At 62.8% G+C, this 13,523-nt stretch carries 20 protein-coding genes; 4 read left to right on the forward strand and 16 right to left on the reverse strand.

Going from position 1 to position 13,523, the window contains the following annotated elements; all coding sequences use genetic code 11:
• The first annotated feature begins 170 nt into the window (after positions 1-170).
• A complete protein-coding gene (locus NE2_RS17175) occupies positions 171-716 on the forward strand; it encodes a TetR/AcrR family transcriptional regulator (RefSeq protein WP_233429805.1) in 546 nt (181 codons plus the stop codon).
• A 267-nt stretch (positions 717-983) separates the two neighbouring features.
• On the opposite strand, the gene NE2_RS35740 is transcribed toward NE2_RS17175, so the two are convergent.
• The 8 genes from NE2_RS35740 to NE2_RS17215 all read right to left on the reverse strand — a co-directional run bounded on the left by NE2_RS35740 (position 984) and on the right by NE2_RS17215 (position 6,324).
• On the reverse strand, positions 984-2,168 hold the full coding sequence (locus NE2_RS35740; RefSeq protein ID WP_106958656.1) for an RDD family protein: 1,185 nt from the start codon (positions 2,166-2,168) through the stop codon (positions 984-986).
• A gap of 18 nt (positions 2,169-2,186) precedes the next feature.
• A complete protein-coding gene (locus NE2_RS17190) occupies positions 2,187-2,837 on the reverse strand; it encodes a hypothetical protein (RefSeq protein WP_063027367.1) in 651 nt (216 codons plus the stop codon).
• A 3-nt stretch (positions 2,838-2,840) separates the two neighbouring features.
• Positions 2,841-4,115 (reverse strand): hypothetical protein, encoded by a 1,275-nt coding sequence (locus NE2_RS17195; protein ID WP_063027369.1) that lies wholly within the window; start codon positions 4,113-4,115, stop codon positions 2,841-2,843.
• The gene (locus NE2_RS17200) at positions 4,112-4,447 is read right to left on the reverse strand and encodes a hypothetical protein (RefSeq protein ID WP_063027371.1); all 336 of its coding nucleotides are present in this window, start codon (positions 4,445-4,447) and stop codon (positions 4,112-4,114) included. The genes NE2_RS17195 and NE2_RS17200 overlap by 4 nt, the downstream gene beginning before the upstream one ends.
• A gap of 58 nt (positions 4,448-4,505) precedes the next feature.
• On the reverse strand, positions 4,506-4,961 hold the full coding sequence (locus NE2_RS17205) for a transposase (protein WP_146165317.1): 456 nt from the start codon (positions 4,959-4,961) through the stop codon (positions 4,506-4,508).
• 451 nt (positions 4,962-5,412) lie between these two features.
• Entirely contained in the window at positions 5,413-5,757 is a 345-nt protein-coding gene (locus NE2_RS37120) for a hypothetical protein (RefSeq protein WP_228816292.1), read from the reverse strand.
• Entirely contained in the window at positions 5,754-5,975 is a 222-nt protein-coding gene (locus tag NE2_RS37125; RefSeq protein WP_228816290.1) for a WXG100 family type VII secretion target, read from the reverse strand. Before NE2_RS37125 ends, NE2_RS37120 begins: the two co-directional genes overlap by 4 nt.
• 4 nt (positions 5,976-5,979) lie before the next feature.
• Positions 5,980-6,324, reverse strand: a complete 345-nt coding sequence (locus NE2_RS17215; RefSeq protein WP_233429806.1) for a type VII secretion target — start codon at positions 6,322-6,324, stop codon at positions 5,980-5,982.
• Positions 6,325-6,541: 217 nt separating this feature from the next.
• On the opposite strand from NE2_RS17215, the gene NE2_RS17225 reads away from it, so the two are divergent.
• Positions 6,542-6,841, forward strand: a complete 300-nt coding sequence (locus tag NE2_RS17225; RefSeq protein ID WP_507755865.1) for an immunity protein CdiI family protein — start codon at positions 6,542-6,544, stop codon at positions 6,839-6,841.
• Positions 6,842-6,978: 137 nt separating this feature from the next.
• On the opposite strand, the gene dapA is transcribed toward NE2_RS17225, so the two are convergent.
• Positions 6,979-7,869 (reverse strand): 4-hydroxy-tetrahydrodipicolinate synthase, encoded by an 891-nt coding sequence (gene dapA / locus NE2_RS17230; protein ID WP_063027540.1) that lies wholly within the window; start codon positions 7,867-7,869, stop codon positions 6,979-6,981.
• A gap of 270 nt (positions 7,870-8,139) precedes the next feature.
• Here dapA and NE2_RS17235 point away from each other — a divergent pair, with 270 nt between their 5' ends.
• Entirely contained in the window at positions 8,140-8,946 is an 807-nt protein-coding gene (locus tag NE2_RS17235) for a DUF3048 domain-containing protein (protein ID WP_063027381.1), read from the forward strand.
• Positions 8,947-9,082: 136 nt separating this feature from the next.
• Here NE2_RS17235 and NE2_RS17240 read toward each other — a convergent pair whose 3' ends face one another.
• From NE2_RS17240 to NE2_RS17265, 7 genes are all read right to left on the reverse strand, one after another.
• The gene (locus tag NE2_RS17240) at positions 9,083-9,526 is read right to left on the reverse strand and encodes a hypothetical protein (RefSeq protein WP_063027383.1); all 444 of its coding nucleotides are present in this window, start codon (positions 9,524-9,526) and stop codon (positions 9,083-9,085) included.
• Between the two features lie 24 nt (positions 9,527-9,550).
• A complete protein-coding gene (locus tag NE2_RS17245) occupies positions 9,551-10,882 on the reverse strand; it encodes a hypothetical protein (protein ID WP_063027385.1) in 1,332 nt (443 codons plus the stop codon).
• The gene (locus NE2_RS17250; protein ID WP_063027387.1) at positions 10,883-11,185 is read right to left on the reverse strand and encodes a WXG100 family type VII secretion target; all 303 of its coding nucleotides are present in this window, start codon (positions 11,183-11,185) and stop codon (positions 10,883-10,885) included. It abuts the gene before it with no gap.
• A 1-nt stretch (position 11,186) separates the two neighbouring features.
• Positions 11,187-11,531 carry a WXG100 family type VII secretion target gene (locus tag NE2_RS17255; protein WP_063027389.1) on the reverse strand — a complete coding sequence of 115 codons (345 nt, stop codon included), beginning with the start codon at positions 11,529-11,531 and terminating at the stop codon, positions 11,187-11,189.
• Positions 11,532-11,656: 125 nt separating this feature from the next.
• Positions 11,657-11,851, reverse strand: coding sequence for a hypothetical protein (locus tag NE2_RS36720; protein WP_233429807.1), 195 nt, complete (start codon positions 11,849-11,851; stop codon positions 11,657-11,659).
• A gap of 177 nt (positions 11,852-12,028) precedes the next feature.
• Positions 12,029-12,172, reverse strand: coding sequence for a hypothetical protein (locus NE2_RS35010; RefSeq protein WP_167356748.1), 144 nt, complete (start codon positions 12,170-12,172; stop codon positions 12,029-12,031).
• Positions 12,173-12,317: 145 nt separating this feature from the next.
• Entirely contained in the window at positions 12,318-12,635 is a 318-nt protein-coding gene (locus NE2_RS17265; RefSeq protein WP_146165318.1) for a hypothetical protein, read from the reverse strand.
• 363 nt (positions 12,636-12,998) lie between these two features.
• On the opposite strand from NE2_RS17265, the gene NE2_RS17270 reads away from it, so the two are divergent.
• Positions 12,999-13,502, forward strand: coding sequence for a helix-turn-helix transcriptional regulator (locus tag NE2_RS17270; protein WP_233429808.1), 504 nt, complete (start codon positions 12,999-13,001; stop codon positions 13,500-13,502).
• Positions 13,503-13,523 lie beyond the last annotated feature (21 nt).

The following is a 13,523-nucleotide window of genomic DNA, read 5'->3' on the forward strand; positions in this document are numbered from 1 at the left end:
CAGGACACATAGGGCGGCTGCGTGAAGTAATTACAGACACTCAGTGTCCGAAAGTCAAGGATTCGGGACCGTGATCGTCCGGCACAATCGAGACCGTGAGTTCCCCGAGGCGACCGCAGGACACCGCGCCCGCACGTGGCCGTCCGCGAGACCCGGGCATCGAGGCTCGGGTGTTCGCCGCAGTGCAGACCGTCTACTGGGAAACCGGCTGGTCAGGCTTCACCATCGACGCAGTCGCCAAGACGGCCGGGGTCGGCCGCGCGGCGATCTACCGCCGGTGGCCGACCAAGATCCAACTGCTCATCGCAGCACTCGAGCAGGTCTCGCCGCTGCACGACCCGATCGATACAGGCACGACACGGGGGGATCTGAAAGAGCTGACACACCAATTACTTACCGGCTATCAATCTCAGGCTGGGTTGATCGCTCTGCGGGTCGCACTCGACGCCCGGGTGTTTCCCGAGCTACTCGAACCGCTCACCCGGACCATCAGCGCCAGCCGATTCACGGCGACCCGCGACATAGTGCGGCGCGCCATCGACCGCGGCGACTTGCCCGCCACCACCAACATCACCACGTTGCTGGAGATGCTGACCGGGGCCGCGTTGAGTCACGTCTTGTTCTCGCACAAGGTGATTGGACCGCCGGGACCCGACGCCGCATATATCGAGCGCCTGGTGAACATGGTCATGACGGGGGCGAGAGGTAGTGAATGATCCACTGACTACACAGTGCGCACAATGTCCCGGGTTCTGCTTGCTCGGATATCGCTCGGGAGAACACGAATGAATATCGCCCGGAAGGCAGCGGTGAATTTTAAACTCATCCCGCGCCCGGCTCGCCGCTACGTACAGCGAGGACTGTTCCCGCAATTCCGCTTCGGCTCTTTCTGTGTTGCGTGAATCGAACGATGTCGAAGTCTCGGCAGTCGTGGCCGACAGTCCTGCCCAAGTGTCCTCCGCGGTAGCCCGGTACCGCGGCCGCTATGGCTGGCCGGGGCGCGGGCCGGCCACACGGTTGCGTTCCCGCACATCCCGCCACCGGACGGCCGTCATGAAGTAGTTTTCGTCATCGTCAGGGCCGATGCCGTCGCCGAGGATGGCCAGCGGGAGATAGAGGTGGAACAGCCAGGTGGCCAGGAGCCGGCCGAAGGTCGGATATCGGTTGGTATCGGGCTGTATGGCGACAAGCCCGAAGATCGCCTTACCGATGGTGGTGTGGACGATCGACTGGATAGCGACGCGGTCGACGAACGATGCCGCCAGCCAGCAGCCCAAGGCGATGAGCGGGTTGAAATCGATCTGCTGAATATCGTGGGTGCGCAACGCTTCCGGAGAGAACCCGGGCGCGACCAGCAGCGCTATCGCGATACCGGACAGCAGATGTAGCGCGACGTCGACGATGAACGCGCACGTTCGCCGCAGCTTGCGAGGAGACGGATAGCCGGAATCGTGCAGGCTGCCGTATCTGATGCGCGGTGGTGTGGGTTTCGCGGTTGGCGACTGCATGACGACTGTGCCATTTTCGCGGCTCAGTTGGTAACCAGCGTTACCGGCTGTCGAAGAGTGTTCTGGTCCGCTCCGCGGTCCCTCGGCGCGATCGGTGAATGTGAACCGCGGTGGTTGCCTTGCCTTGGAGTAATAGGCGTAGCGCAGATCCTCGCCGCCGGGCCGGGAAATCACTCCATACCTTTTCGGATCGCCAGCGAACCAAATCTCCGGCGTGTTGTGGTCGACCAACTTTCCGAGGTCTTTCGGCCAGGTGCTGAGGATGAGGGCCGAGACAGGGGTTCGGTGGGGATCGAGTAACATCACCCATTCATTTCGTCCTGCCCTGATGTATTGGATCTTCCATCTTGTCCAGGCGTGGCGTTTAACCGACCTTCGGCGCCGGTGTCCGATCCAGACAAAGGTGCCGCCCAAGATCGTGCATATCGTGAATATGACGGCGGTGGGTGAGATGAGCAGTCGGCCGATTCTTTCCGCGCCGTGGATCCCCGGCCGGTCGAACTCGTTGATGAGCAGGAGACACAGGCCGCCACACGCGATGCCGATGAGTAGCAGTGGCCAGCGGAAGAACCAGTTCCTTCGCAGGGCGGCGCGGGTAGCGGGCCACTCGATGGCCGGACTCGATTGTTGCATGGACACCTGATCGGTGGGACTTTCCATCGGCGATCAACCTTCGTTTCACATGTTCAGCTTGGAGGGCCGGCTTGGCGTCTTATCGAGCTTTGCCGACGCCGCGAGCAGGAAGAACATTTCCCGGAAGTGCGGACCTTCGGACACTGAGACGGTCGAGAACTCGATGGCGGCAACGGTGGTCCCATCCTCGGAAGGGATGAAGGCCTCGAGCTGGAAGACTGCCGCGGAACCAGATTCTGTTGTCAGACCGGTGATTTCAGGTTGCGGTTCTGTCCGGATGGACTCTGTGAACAGGATGGGACGGCCTTCGATGTCGACCGGCTCCACGATGAGGGATCCATCCTCCAACTTCTTCGCGGTCGCGATATCGGCCAGAGGAAGTCGAGGATTCCGCGGTTTGCCGTACTTCATCACCGAAATCACGAGCCACGAGGCGACACGTTCCCCCTTCTCCGAGACATGCTGTCCGAGTCCACAATAGCGAGTATTGCCGGCGACCAGCGCATTGAGGAGGAACTTCAAAGTGCCCATGACGTCGGCGACGGCCTCCGCCGGCATCCCGTCGCTGAACTTCTCGACAAATGGAAGAGCGGCATCGAGCTGATGATCGATGTTGTGCAGGGGGAGTTCGAAATATCCAGGAGGAATCTCGACGGCGAGTTCGTATTCGGCGGCCGAGCCGATCGGCTCCTGCACTTGTCAGTCCTCTCGCCATTGATTGTAGCCCCAGTGTCCGATATCGGACACCGAGGTCTTGACCCCCTTCAAGACCTTCAACGCGACCGCAGGATCGGGGATGCTGTGCGCCCCTTCCGCATTGGTGAATTGCAGTACTTTGTGGACGCCCGTTGCCACGCCGGAGTCGTTGATCTTGTCCGCGAGTCCGAACCAATTGCCGTCGATCGTCTTCTGATTGAGCCAGCCAGGTGCGTGCGCTGATTCGGACCAAGCGCGCGCCATCCCCTCGAACCGGCCGACGTCCCCTGCCGCATCGCCGAGAAGCGCGACCTTTCCGGCCTTTCCCAGTGCCCCCGCACCCGGGATGAGGCTCATCGCATCGCCTCCGATGGTTCCCGCAGCCTTCAGCTTCTCCTCCCAGCTGCCGTGCAACAGAGCGTCGCGCATGTCGGCGTCGGTCGCGTCCAGGGCCAGGGCGCCGGCGCCGGCCGCGAGTGAGACTCCCAGTGCGATCGCATCGATCGGTGGCGGCGTGACGATTGCCAGCAGGCCGGAGACGGCCGAAATCATGGAGAGAGCTTCGTGTAGGCCTTTCCGGTGGTCATCGATCCACTTGCCGACGTTTTTCACCGCGTCGGTGATCGTGTCCCAGATACTCTTGTCGGGCGGACTCGGCGCGAAATCCTCGGCGGCCGCGTCCAATTCGGCGGCGATCCGTTTCGCGAGCCCGTCGTGCTCGGCTTCCAGATCGTGTGCCCGTTTGATGATGGCGTCGATGGTCGCTTGCGCATCGCCTACTGCGGCACTGGCGGACCGAACCCGCGCAGTCGCCGCGTTCAACCGGCGTTGGGCATCAGCCAACTGGTTCTGGTCGGTAAAGCTCGTATTGGCCAGTCCCAGATCGGGATTGGCCTGCGCCTGCTGGAGAGCGGTCTGGGCCTTGGAGTGTTCGCTGCGAGCTGCGGCCGCCTCGGTCTCCAGGCCCTTCGCGGTTTCCTGGTAAGCCACCAGGCCGGTGTGCCATTCGTCGAGCAGACCAACTGCGCGCTCGAGCGAATTCTGTGCGTAGCCGAGGTCCTGCGCGAGTGTGGCATCGAAAGATGCGCGAAAGGCGTCGCCGCCATCTCCGACCCAGACAGTGTCGTTACTGTTGCGCAGGCGTGTGAGCAGGCCGTTGGTCTCCTTCACGCCCTCGTACGCCGAGTTGATCTGGCCCCGTAATCCGGCCACGTGGTCGGCTGCACCGGGGACGGGGTTGAATCCCAAGTTCGGATACGGGTTCGCGGCCGCCTTCACGCCGTTGTCTCCGGTGCGGCCGCCTGGGGTGGCGCGGGGGTGGTCGTCTGTGCGATCAGCTGGGCAAATTGCGTATCAACCTGCTGATATGTGTCGTGGCACCGAGATATGCCATCCGCGGTTGTGGTGGCAGCCTCGCCGATGCGCTGGATTCCGAAATGCCACCTGCGTTGAAAGCTGTCAGCGGCGTCATCGAGGGATTTCGTACCGATATCGGTATGGCCGTTGTGGGCCATCGCCTTCATGGCATCGTTCAGCACCTGCTCCGAATTGCGCAGCAGCTGAACCGCTTTGCCCAGCGCCTCGATATCAACTTGCAACAGCCCGGCCATCGGACACCTCCTCGTCTGCCGACAGCCTGACGACGGGATGTCGGCAGGCGAGCGGACGTCATGGTCGCTCGAAGAAGAAGACGCACGCAACGCCGGAACGGTTCCGCCGGCGTTCCAGGCACCTGCGGAACTTCGAAGCACCACCGGAGGCCTCGTCGGCGTTGACCGAACGGGCGAGGGCGCCAGAGTCCAGCGCACGGGCCAGCATCCTTGTGCCAGAACATGTTTTGTGCCCGAAGTCGACGTCTTCGGGCACCCCGTTCTCCCGGCACCGGTCCCGATCGGCGGTCCACGCCTTCGGCGGATACAACTCCCTGTCGATCAGGGTGCGGCCCTTGGCGGTCGTGTACGTGCAGAACACGCCGAGCTGACAGTTCTCCACCCGGCCAGCCGTTCCTGAGTACTGTCGTTGCGCCCCAGCGGATTTCACTCCCTCCTCAGGAATCCTTTTCTCGTCGACAACCAGCACACCGTCCGCATCGCCAGGTGCTCGACGGCATAGGCGCGCACTCATCGCGGACTTCGTCGAGTCCCACACCGCTTGTTCAAGAGCCGCTGCATCCCATTCGGCGTCAGATCATCCGCGGCTTCAGCCAAGGTCCAGCCGTTCTTCCCCACCAGCGGCGCCGACAGGCCCCGCACCAACGCTCGCGCCCGCAACCGAGGCTCCGTCCGATGAAACCGCCCCGCGACCCGCGCGAACAACTCCTGCGGCCCAGCCGTCCGGCAACCATGCCCTCCTCAACCAGCGCGAAACCTCATGCCGCCCAACAACATCACGAAGCGATGCTGGAGTATTAGCCGACGTGGGGTATTCAATCGAATGATACATTCAATGACTTCGACTGGTGGTCGCTTTTGTTATCCGAGTTCGCCACGGAATCTCCTCCTGCAGAGCCCGCCGCACGGTGCTGGATAGTGTTTTGCTAATACCCCCGCCAGATCACCGCAAGGATCGGTGCCTGTCAGTCACCACTGAACCACAAATAACCTTGCTGCCGGATCGCCGATTCCGATGCTCGCCGCAGGATGGAGAACAGTTCTCGCTCCGAGTCGCTCCGCGGATTCGCGGAGTCCAGCTCCTCCAGAAAGAATTTCAACTGGTATGAATTGAACATGGTGTCGGCGTATTTATGAATTCCGCGCATCATCGGACCGGTGGGTGAATCCAAGACTATATCCGAGAGCGTGTCGGCGGCAGCGCCGGAGAACGACTCCATCTCGTTGTGGTTCATGTTTCGTATGCTTATCGTAATCCCCAACTCATCCTCCTTATTCGCCTTGTGGGCTTGTCTGGCCGCGTCGCTCATATCCTTGACGCCTTCGACGAGTTCTTTTGCGCCACTAACCCATTCGCGGTAGCGTCGTCATAGGCGCGGGCGGCCACACCCTCCCAGCAGGTGCCTTGGAGGGCTGCGACCCGGTGTTCGATATCGGTGAGATGGTCGGCGATGAAGCCGGCCGGACCGGACAGCCGGGACACGATCTGGTCGAGGTGTTCGAGGTCGACCGAGAACTGTGAAGCCATCGGACTACGTCCAGTTCAGCTTCGGGATATCCAGCGCCGCAGCATTGTTCGCGTCCACCGACTGGAGTGTTTCGGCGGTGACTCCGAGCTTCTCCGCCATGGTGGTCAGTGCCGCGAATATCTGCCGCCCGCCGTTGTGGACCTCGGTCCAGCCCTCGGAGAATTCGTCGGCGTAGTCGCCGGTCCAGCTGCCGTTGAGCAGTTCGGAGACTTCCTCGGCCGCGGAATTCAGAGCTCCGGACAAGGTGTCGGCCAAGCTATAGATGTAGATCCCGACATCACGCAGCTGTTCCGGGACAACCGAAAACCCCTTGCCAGGAGTCGGAATATTCCCCCCACTATCAGTCACACGGCGATGCTAAGCGGTCAGCGGCCCGTCCGTCCATCATGGTCGAGGGTGACGACCGACGCGTGAACAAGCAGCTAATCAACTACCTCCTACATCGGGGCCGTTCGGCGCAGTATTACAGCGGGGGGATTCCGCTCTTGACGCGGTTCCTGGCGGCGTGGATTCGCGAACGCGAAAAGGTGAAAGACGAGATTGCGGTCATGGTGGAAGGATATGGATGCCAGATCTCATAATTCGACCGGAGATCCAATGCCACCCCACTTGGGTGTATCGAAATGGTATGTACGACAACGTGTCTCCGCGTTCGCTGGGGCTTTCATCGGCCCTGGTGCGCGCGCTCGGCGACTGGGCGGCCCGTTGGGACGCGACCTACGATTTGGTCAACGATCCTGCTAATCCGACGTTCGACTCGCCGGCTGCCGAGCAGCACTTCTGGGACGAAGGGCGCCGCTTAGGCGAGCGGCTTCGGTCGGAGTTGGACGACCGGTGGGAGATTCGGCTCGACTTCGATGACTGACGTATCCGGATGTTCTTCGTGGTCCTGGGCCGACAGGTACGGGTCGCTCGCGGAGAGAGGGGTGGTTCTTACCATTCGGCTTCGGCCGGGTTAGCTGCTTCGATTTAGGTTGCTGCACAGAGACTTCACGTGCCTGTCTACAACAGACCGGATTCCTCGAGTCCGGCACGCAGGCGTTGCTGATGCTCCGGCGGCCCCTGCCGGTATGGCATGCGCAGTGCATCGGAGGAGATCACGCCGAGCATTTTCATCGCGGCTTTGGCCTGAATGGCGCCCTGTGAGACGTGCATGATCGCATCGACGGCGGGGATGAGACTCCGATGGATCTCGCGTGCCCGAGACAGGTCGCCGCGGTCGACGGCGGCGATCATCTCCGCGTAGTGATCGCCGGCGACGTGACCGACCACCGACACGACGCCGGTGGCGCCTTGAGCGAGGTGTGGCAGGTTGACGACGTCATCGCCGGAATACCAGAGCAGGTCGGTCTGCGACATGAGCCTGCTGGCCTCGAAGAAATCACCCTTGGCGTCCTTGACGGCGCGCACGGCGGGAATGTCGGCCGCGCGGAGGATGGTGTCGGTGCTCAGCGCCGTCCCGGTCCGGCCCGGGATGTCGTACAGCATGACGGGCACACCGCCGCCGGCCTCGGCGACCAGACGGAAGTGTTCGAGGATGCAGTCCTGCGGCGGCTTGTTGTAATACGGCGTGACGACGAGGAGAGAATCCGCCCCGCAGGCGACCATTTCGCGCGCCGCACGAGTGGAATGCTCGGTGTCGTTGGTGCCGCAGCCGGCCATCACCTGGACGCGGTCGCCTACGGCCTCGACCACCGCCCGCACGCAGGCGTAGTCCTCCTCGTCGGTGGTGGTCGCAGACTCGCCTGTGGTCCCGTTGACCAGCAATCCGTCATGGCCGTGGTCGGCGAGGTATACGGCGAGGTTCTGCAGGCCGTCGTAGTCGATCGAGCCGTCGGCGTGCATCGGGGTCACCATCGCCGTGATGACTCGACCGAAGGGGGTGTCCACCATGATCGTGAGATTACCTTTGCCCAGCACCTCACTTCTGCCTTGGTCGAGCGCAGCGTACGTTGGTAGCTAGAGGTTTGCCTCATGCGACAGCGATGGTGGATGTGGATTGCGGCGTTCCTGACGGCATTGGGGATGTGCGCTGTAATCGGGTGCGTCAGCGGCACCCGGCCCGAGCGTGCTGCACCCGGCTCGGACACATCCCGGGTAGGGGGCTCGGACACATCCTCCGGGGTAGGCGGCCCGGAAACACCCTCCCGGGTGGGGGCCCCCGTGTTGGTCGTGAAGGTGGACAACAGTCCGCAGGCCCGGCCACCGGTGGGGCTCGGAGCCGCCGATGTGGTTTACGTCGAGCCGGTCGAGGGTGGTTTGAGCCGGTTGGCCGCGGTTTTCTCGACCGACAAACCCCCGGTGATCGGACCTGTCCGAAGCGCGCGGGAAACGGATCTGACGCTGTTGGCCCAGTTCGGTAACCCGACGTTGGCATCCTCTGGTTCCGCACCCGAGCTGATTCCCGCCATCGAGCGCTCCTCGCTCCAGAACGCCTCGGCTGATCAGCAACCCGCGGCGTACTTCCGCGACTACAGTCGCGACGCTCCGCACAACATGTTCGTCCGCCCCGATCAGTTGCCCGAAGGCGGCGGCTGGCCGGAGGCTTCGCAACTGCACTTCGGTCCTGCGCCTCCCGGCGGCCGGCCCACGCAACATGAGGAAGCGCGGTATCCGGGCGCTGTGATCGGTTTCGACTGGTCACCCGGCGACCAGGGGTGGGTGGTCTCCATGGATGGTGATGCCTACACCGATGCCGATACCGGACGGCTCACGGCGAGTACGGTCGTACTGCAGAGCGTGCCGGTGCAGAACTCGGCCATCAGCGACGTCGCGGGCAGCGTCTCACCCCGGGCGCAGACGACCGGTAGCGGTCAGGCACGCGTACTTCGCGACGGTCGAGAGTTCCCGGCCGTGTGGTCCCGGCCCTCCCCGGAGGCGGGCACAACGTATACAACGCCCACCGGTGCGGTCATCCCCTTCGCTCCGGGGCAGGTCTGGACAGTTCTGGTTCCAGAGCAGCTCTGGTGAGTCCTGTCCTCGCGGTGTGACCGTTGATGTCGGATTCGGAGAAGTCGGCGACGTACCGACCTGCAGGCCAGAGATCGTTTCGCCGAGCAGTTCGGCCGTATCGAACGGGTTGTCGAAACCATTGGATGGTTTCGAATCAGTGGGCCATTATTTCGACGGCGGCAAGGGCATTTTCTATTTCTCGCTCGTTGTAGCCGGTTCGGTATCTGCCCTCCAGAGGACCTAGGTGCTGCCACGCTATTCGGAGCGATTCGATCCAAATATTCACGATGCTTTCAGGAATGGTTCTGATGATCTGCGCTTCGGGATCGATCCGCTCTGCTGACTGCCGTTTCGCATTCAGCTCCGTTGCTGTGTGATTGTCGGTCTCGCAGACCGTCAACTGTACTTGTTTCGGTTCTTCCAACTCGCGAGGGACCGAATACATGAGATGTTTGAGGAACTGCTTCGTATCGGCAGTCCATCCGATTTCTTTGAGCTCGTCCTGTGCGACGTTCGAAAGTTCGTACGTCAGTTGTCGCGCAACGCTGAATTCCGTCGCACCCAGGGAGAACGTCCGCTCGGAGTTCTGGTCCCTCATATGGCCTCCGTGTACTGGTGCTGGTTACCTGAGTTCGTGTTCGAAATAGTCGTGCCCATCTTTTGGAGTATAGACCGATCCGCCATTGCCGTTTTCGATGACAACTGCTCCAGTCGCTGGATCCCAGTAGGCGATCCGACCGTTGGAGAGATATCGTGTCTCCTCGTTCGGGAGTTCATTGTTCAGCACCTTTTCGACATAATCGGCAAGATTCTCGGGCGCCACGCCCTTGACATAATGATCGCCGGTTCCTTGTTGTCCTCGGCCATTCGCGTGTTCAGCGATATTCTTGGCGATCTCTCGGGTCGGATCCTCGATTCCGGGCCCGGATCCGTCGCCGTGGTCGTCGATGAAGACCTTCATGGCGATGATGGCGGCGAGTTTGGCGGCGTCTTTTTCGAGGTCGTTGACGGGGACGGCTTCGAAGGCTTTGACGGCGGCGACGGCGCCGATAGCGAGGGTGGTGACGCCGAGGATTTCGACGAGGGCACTGGAGGCGAAAGCTTCTTGGATCGCTCCGATGGTTGCGGTGACGGCAGTGGCGATGCCCTCGGCGGCGGCTTCGACGCTCATGCCGACGGTGAAGATGGCGAGGGCGACGCCGGCGACGGCGGCTGCGGCGACGCCTGCTTCGAGCCAGTTGATTTTGTTGGCGGTGTCGTGGCCGAAGGAGACGGTGGCGTCGTGGTACTGGCCGGCGGCTGTAGCGATGTTCTGGGCGCCGGTGGCGACGTTGCCGGCGCCGGTTTTGAGGGTGGTGAAGTGGTCTTGGATGAGTTGACGGTTGGTGGCATCGTCCATGCCGTCGAACATGGCGGAGATGGTGGCGATGTCGGCTGCGGCGTTGGTGAGGGTCTGGTGGGTGGCGAAGGTGTGCCAGGTGGAGCGTGCTTTGTCGAGTTTGGCGGCGTCGGCATTCGGGAGTTTGCCGAATTTGTCGGCGACCTCGAGGACAAGTTTGTCGAAGAATGCTTTCACGCCGCCGTGGTCGTCGAATCCGCGGCCGCCGTCGATGGGGACCGAGGTGGGCAGGTCGACGGTGTAGTCGCCGACTTGGCGAGTGTCGGGCCGCGGCGGGTTGGATTTGTTGGAGTTGCCCCAGTGGAAACCCTGGGCGTAGAGCACGGCACCGTAGTTGGTGAGGGCGTTGGCGAGGCTCGCGGAGGCTTGCAGGGTGTGGTGGGCGGCTTGGTCGTAGGACTGGCCCCATTGTTTGCAGCCGTTCGCGTCGCCGGCCATTCCCTTGCAGTCGCCTTTGACGGCATCATGGACGGGTTTATCTGCTTTGCGTAGCTCTGTTGCGAGGTCCTGGCATTTCTTGGCGGCTTCGTAGTAGGTCTGCCAGTCGATATTCATTTACTGCCCGCTCTGCAGCATGCGCCGGTTGAGTTCCAGGGCGCGGGTGTAGCCGGTATGCGCCTGTCTCGCGGAGTCGCACATCTCGCGGACGCCGTCGACGATTTCTTTTGCTGCGCTCAACCATTCGCGGTGTGCGTCGTCGTAGGCGCGAGCGGCCACGCCTTCCCAGCCTGTGCCTTGCAGGGTGGTGACGCGTTGTTCGATTTCGGTGAGGTGATCGGCGATGAAGCCGGCGAGCCCGGACAGGCGGGAGACGGTCTGGTCGAGGTGGTCCAGATCGACGGAGAACTGCGACCCCATGCTATGACCAGTTCAGTTTCGGGACGCCGAGCGCGTCGGCGCTGGCCTGGTCGACGGTGGCGAAGGTGTCGGCGGTGACGCCGAGTTTCTCGGCCATTGTGGTCAGTGCTGCGAAGATCTGTCGGGCGCCGTCGTGGACTTCGTCCCATCCTTCGGAGAATTCGTCGGCGTAGTCCCCTGTCCAGCTGCCGTTCAACAGCTCGGCGACATCTTTGGCGACGGAATCCAAAGCGCCGGAAAGGGTATCGGCCAATCCGTAGATGTAGATTCCGACATCGCGCACCTGGTCCGGAACGACCGAGAACGTCTGGCCACGAGCTGGAACGTTCCCCCCACTCTCACTCATGGCGTCATGCTAAGTGTCGGCCGACTGTCCGTCCACCGGAGGTCTTGTTACGCCGTGAGGCATGACGCCCAGGTCAACGGCGGTCCTCTGCGGCGTGACCCGGTGGGTCCGGGTGGCGTCGAGCATTATTCGCTCAAGCACCGTTCGACTTCGGCCAGGGACGCGGATTCGAATAGGCGCTCGCCGTCGTCGATGTCGACCAGAACCCATCGGTTGATCTGCTTGGGCTCGGCGATCAGTTGGTACCCGGCGCGGCGGGCGCGTGCCCTCAGGGGGCACAGGCGCGCGGTCTCCGGGGTGATGTGGCGGTGATCGATCATCGCGGCTGTCGGCTATCGGGGTGGGGCCGCCACTCGCGCAGGGCGTCGGCGAATCGCGTCAGTGCGGTGATGTTCGGGGTGGGTGGCCGAAGGAATTGGTAACGGGGCATGGGATCTGAGTGCGGCCGGGTTTTCGCCGTGGCAGTTCGTCGAGCATGTATTCCTCCGCGGTTTCGGTCAGTAGCCCATGTGCGGCCGGTCGGCCGGGACCATGCGCTGTGCGGTGACGAGGTGGGCTTTGGCTTGCTGCTTGATCGGACAGACGTTGATGGGGCAGTCGATGTGGCGCTGCATCACCGCATGGGCGAGCGTGACGGTCATGGCCGGGACACGGTGGTGATCGGTGACGGGTAGCCCGAATGGTCCCGGTGCTGTCAACGGACCGGTGTGGGAGTCGGGCGTTCGTGTCGGCTTGTCCGAGTTCGTCAAAGCGCTTGTCCCTTCACAATTCGGGATCGAGCGGTGGTCACTGTGAGGCCTCGATGTACTGTGCTGCGAGGCGGAATCGGGGGCAGCCGTGCTTGGCGTGATCGGCCATCACGTGGATGGCGTGTGCTCGCCCGCGGATGGGTTCGGTGCTCTTGCAGCCCGTCGGCGAATCGAGGTGGCGGAGGCCGGCGGCGACGCGCTCGAGGAGGTCCCGGTTGCGGGTGTGCCAGAGTCGCAGGGTGGCCGCCATCGACCGGTTGTGCGTGCGCCTGATGGGGAGTTTTGGTAGGTCCTGGCGGTGCTGCTGGACTATCGACGATTCGTTCGTGGCCGGGTTGTTGTCGCTGTGCAGCAAAGCAACTACTCCATGCGACCGCTTCTCTTCTGTCACTTCGCAGCCCTTCCGAAGGTGATTGTTCCTGGGCGGAAGTCCCGCCCTCGGACGTCGCATTCAGCCTCGCGATGCTCGTCCTGTGGCACCAATCCCCGTGCGGGATATCCCCAGTGGGGATTGCTCGTTCGCGACCGTGCACAGTGCCTTTGGCTCCACCGGCCCGCACCCACGGTTACGGTGAAGTGAAAGAGCCTCCGGCCCAACGGAAAGTGCCGAATCATAGGAGAACGACAGCAGTGCCGCTCCTGCGGAAATGGAGCTCCGATCGAGAATGCCGCCGGCTTGTGCGCGGGGTGCGCCCGAGCGTCGGGCTTCCGTCGACCCTTGCCAGTTGGTTTCTTTACCGGCCTGGCAATGCGAACTGCGTTGTCGGAATACAACTTCGGAGTCGTCTTCGCTGCGATTCGCGACTGCACCGGCATGTCCCAGACCCAGCTTGCGGCGCTGGTCGGGCTGAGTCAGGCTCGGGTGTCGGAGGTGGAAGCCGGAGCGCGGCGGTTGACCAGTGCCAAACTGGCCGCGCGTATCTCGACCGTCTTCGCGGTTCCCGCGCAACTGCTCGGGTTTCATGTGAACACCGCCGACCCCGCGCCCGGTAGCCTGGCCTGCGAGGAGGTGGACTGGGTGAACCGCAGAGATTTCGTCACCCTGGCAACCGCTGCCGCCCACGGCTCGCGTCTGCATCCAGAACTCGAGCGACTGGCCCATGTTCTGCCCGGCCGGCTGGAACACGCGACTCGACCTCGAATCAGGACGCTGAGCGCCGCTACTACGAGCTATGGGAAGAACAACGCTTCGCTCAGGCCGCGGATGCGCTCAGTTCGGTGATCGCCAGCGCGGGGGAGGTAC

It is taken from the genome of Nocardia elegans NBRC 108235, from assembly GCF_001612845.1.
Classification (GTDB): Bacteria; Actinomycetota; Actinomycetes; order Mycobacteriales; family Mycobacteriaceae; genus Nocardia; species Nocardia nova.

Bases quoted from the DNA above. Each gene is read 5' to 3' on its own strand.
- NE2_RS17200 (WP_063027371.1), bottom strand. From the start codon at position 4,447: ATGGCCGGGCTGTTGCAAGTTGATATCGAGGCGCTGGGCAAAGCGGTT.
- NE2_RS37120 (WP_228816292.1), bottom strand. From the start codon at position 5,757: ATGAGCGACGCGGCCAGACAAGCCCACAAGGCGAATAAGGAGGATGAG.
- NE2_RS17240 (WP_063027383.1), bottom strand. From the start codon at position 9,526: ATGAGGGACCAGAACTCCGAGCGGACGTTCTCCCTGGGTGCGACGGAA.
- NE2_RS17205 (WP_146165317.1), bottom strand. From the start codon at position 4,961: ATGAGTGCGCGCCTATGCCGTCGAGCACCTGGCGATGCGGACGGTGTG.
- NE2_RS17255 (WP_063027389.1), bottom strand. From the start codon at position 11,531: ATGAGTGAGAGTGGGGGGAACGTTCCAGCTCGTGGCCAGACGTTCTCG.
- NE2_RS36720 (WP_233429807.1), bottom strand. From the start codon at position 11,851: ATGATCGATCACCGCCACATCACCCCGGAGACCGCGCGCCTGTGCCCC.
- NE2_RS35740 (WP_106958656.1), bottom strand. From the start codon at position 2,168: ATGGAAAGTCCCACCGATCAGGTGTCCATGCAACAATCGAGTCCGGCC.
- NE2_RS17225 (WP_507755865.1), top strand. From the start codon at position 6,542: ATGCCAGATCTCATAATTCGACCGGAGATCCAATGCCACCCCACTTGG.
- NE2_RS17250 (WP_063027387.1), bottom strand. From the start codon at position 11,185: ATGGGGTCGCAGTTCTCCGTCGATCTGGACCACCTCGACCAGACCGTC.
- dapA (WP_063027540.1), bottom strand. From the start codon at position 7,869: ATGGTGGACACCCCCTTCGGTCGAGTCATCACGGCGATGGTGACCCCG.
- NE2_RS17245 (WP_063027385.1), bottom strand. From the start codon at position 10,882: ATGAATATCGACTGGCAGACCTACTACGAAGCCGCCAAGAAATGCCAG.
- NE2_RS35010 (WP_167356748.1), bottom strand. From the start codon at position 12,172: ATGACCGTCACGCTCGCCCATGCGGTGATGCAGCGCCACATCGACTGC.
- NE2_RS37125 (WP_228816290.1), bottom strand. From the start codon at position 5,975: ATGGCTTCACAGTTCTCGGTCGACCTCGAACACCTCGACCAGATCGTG.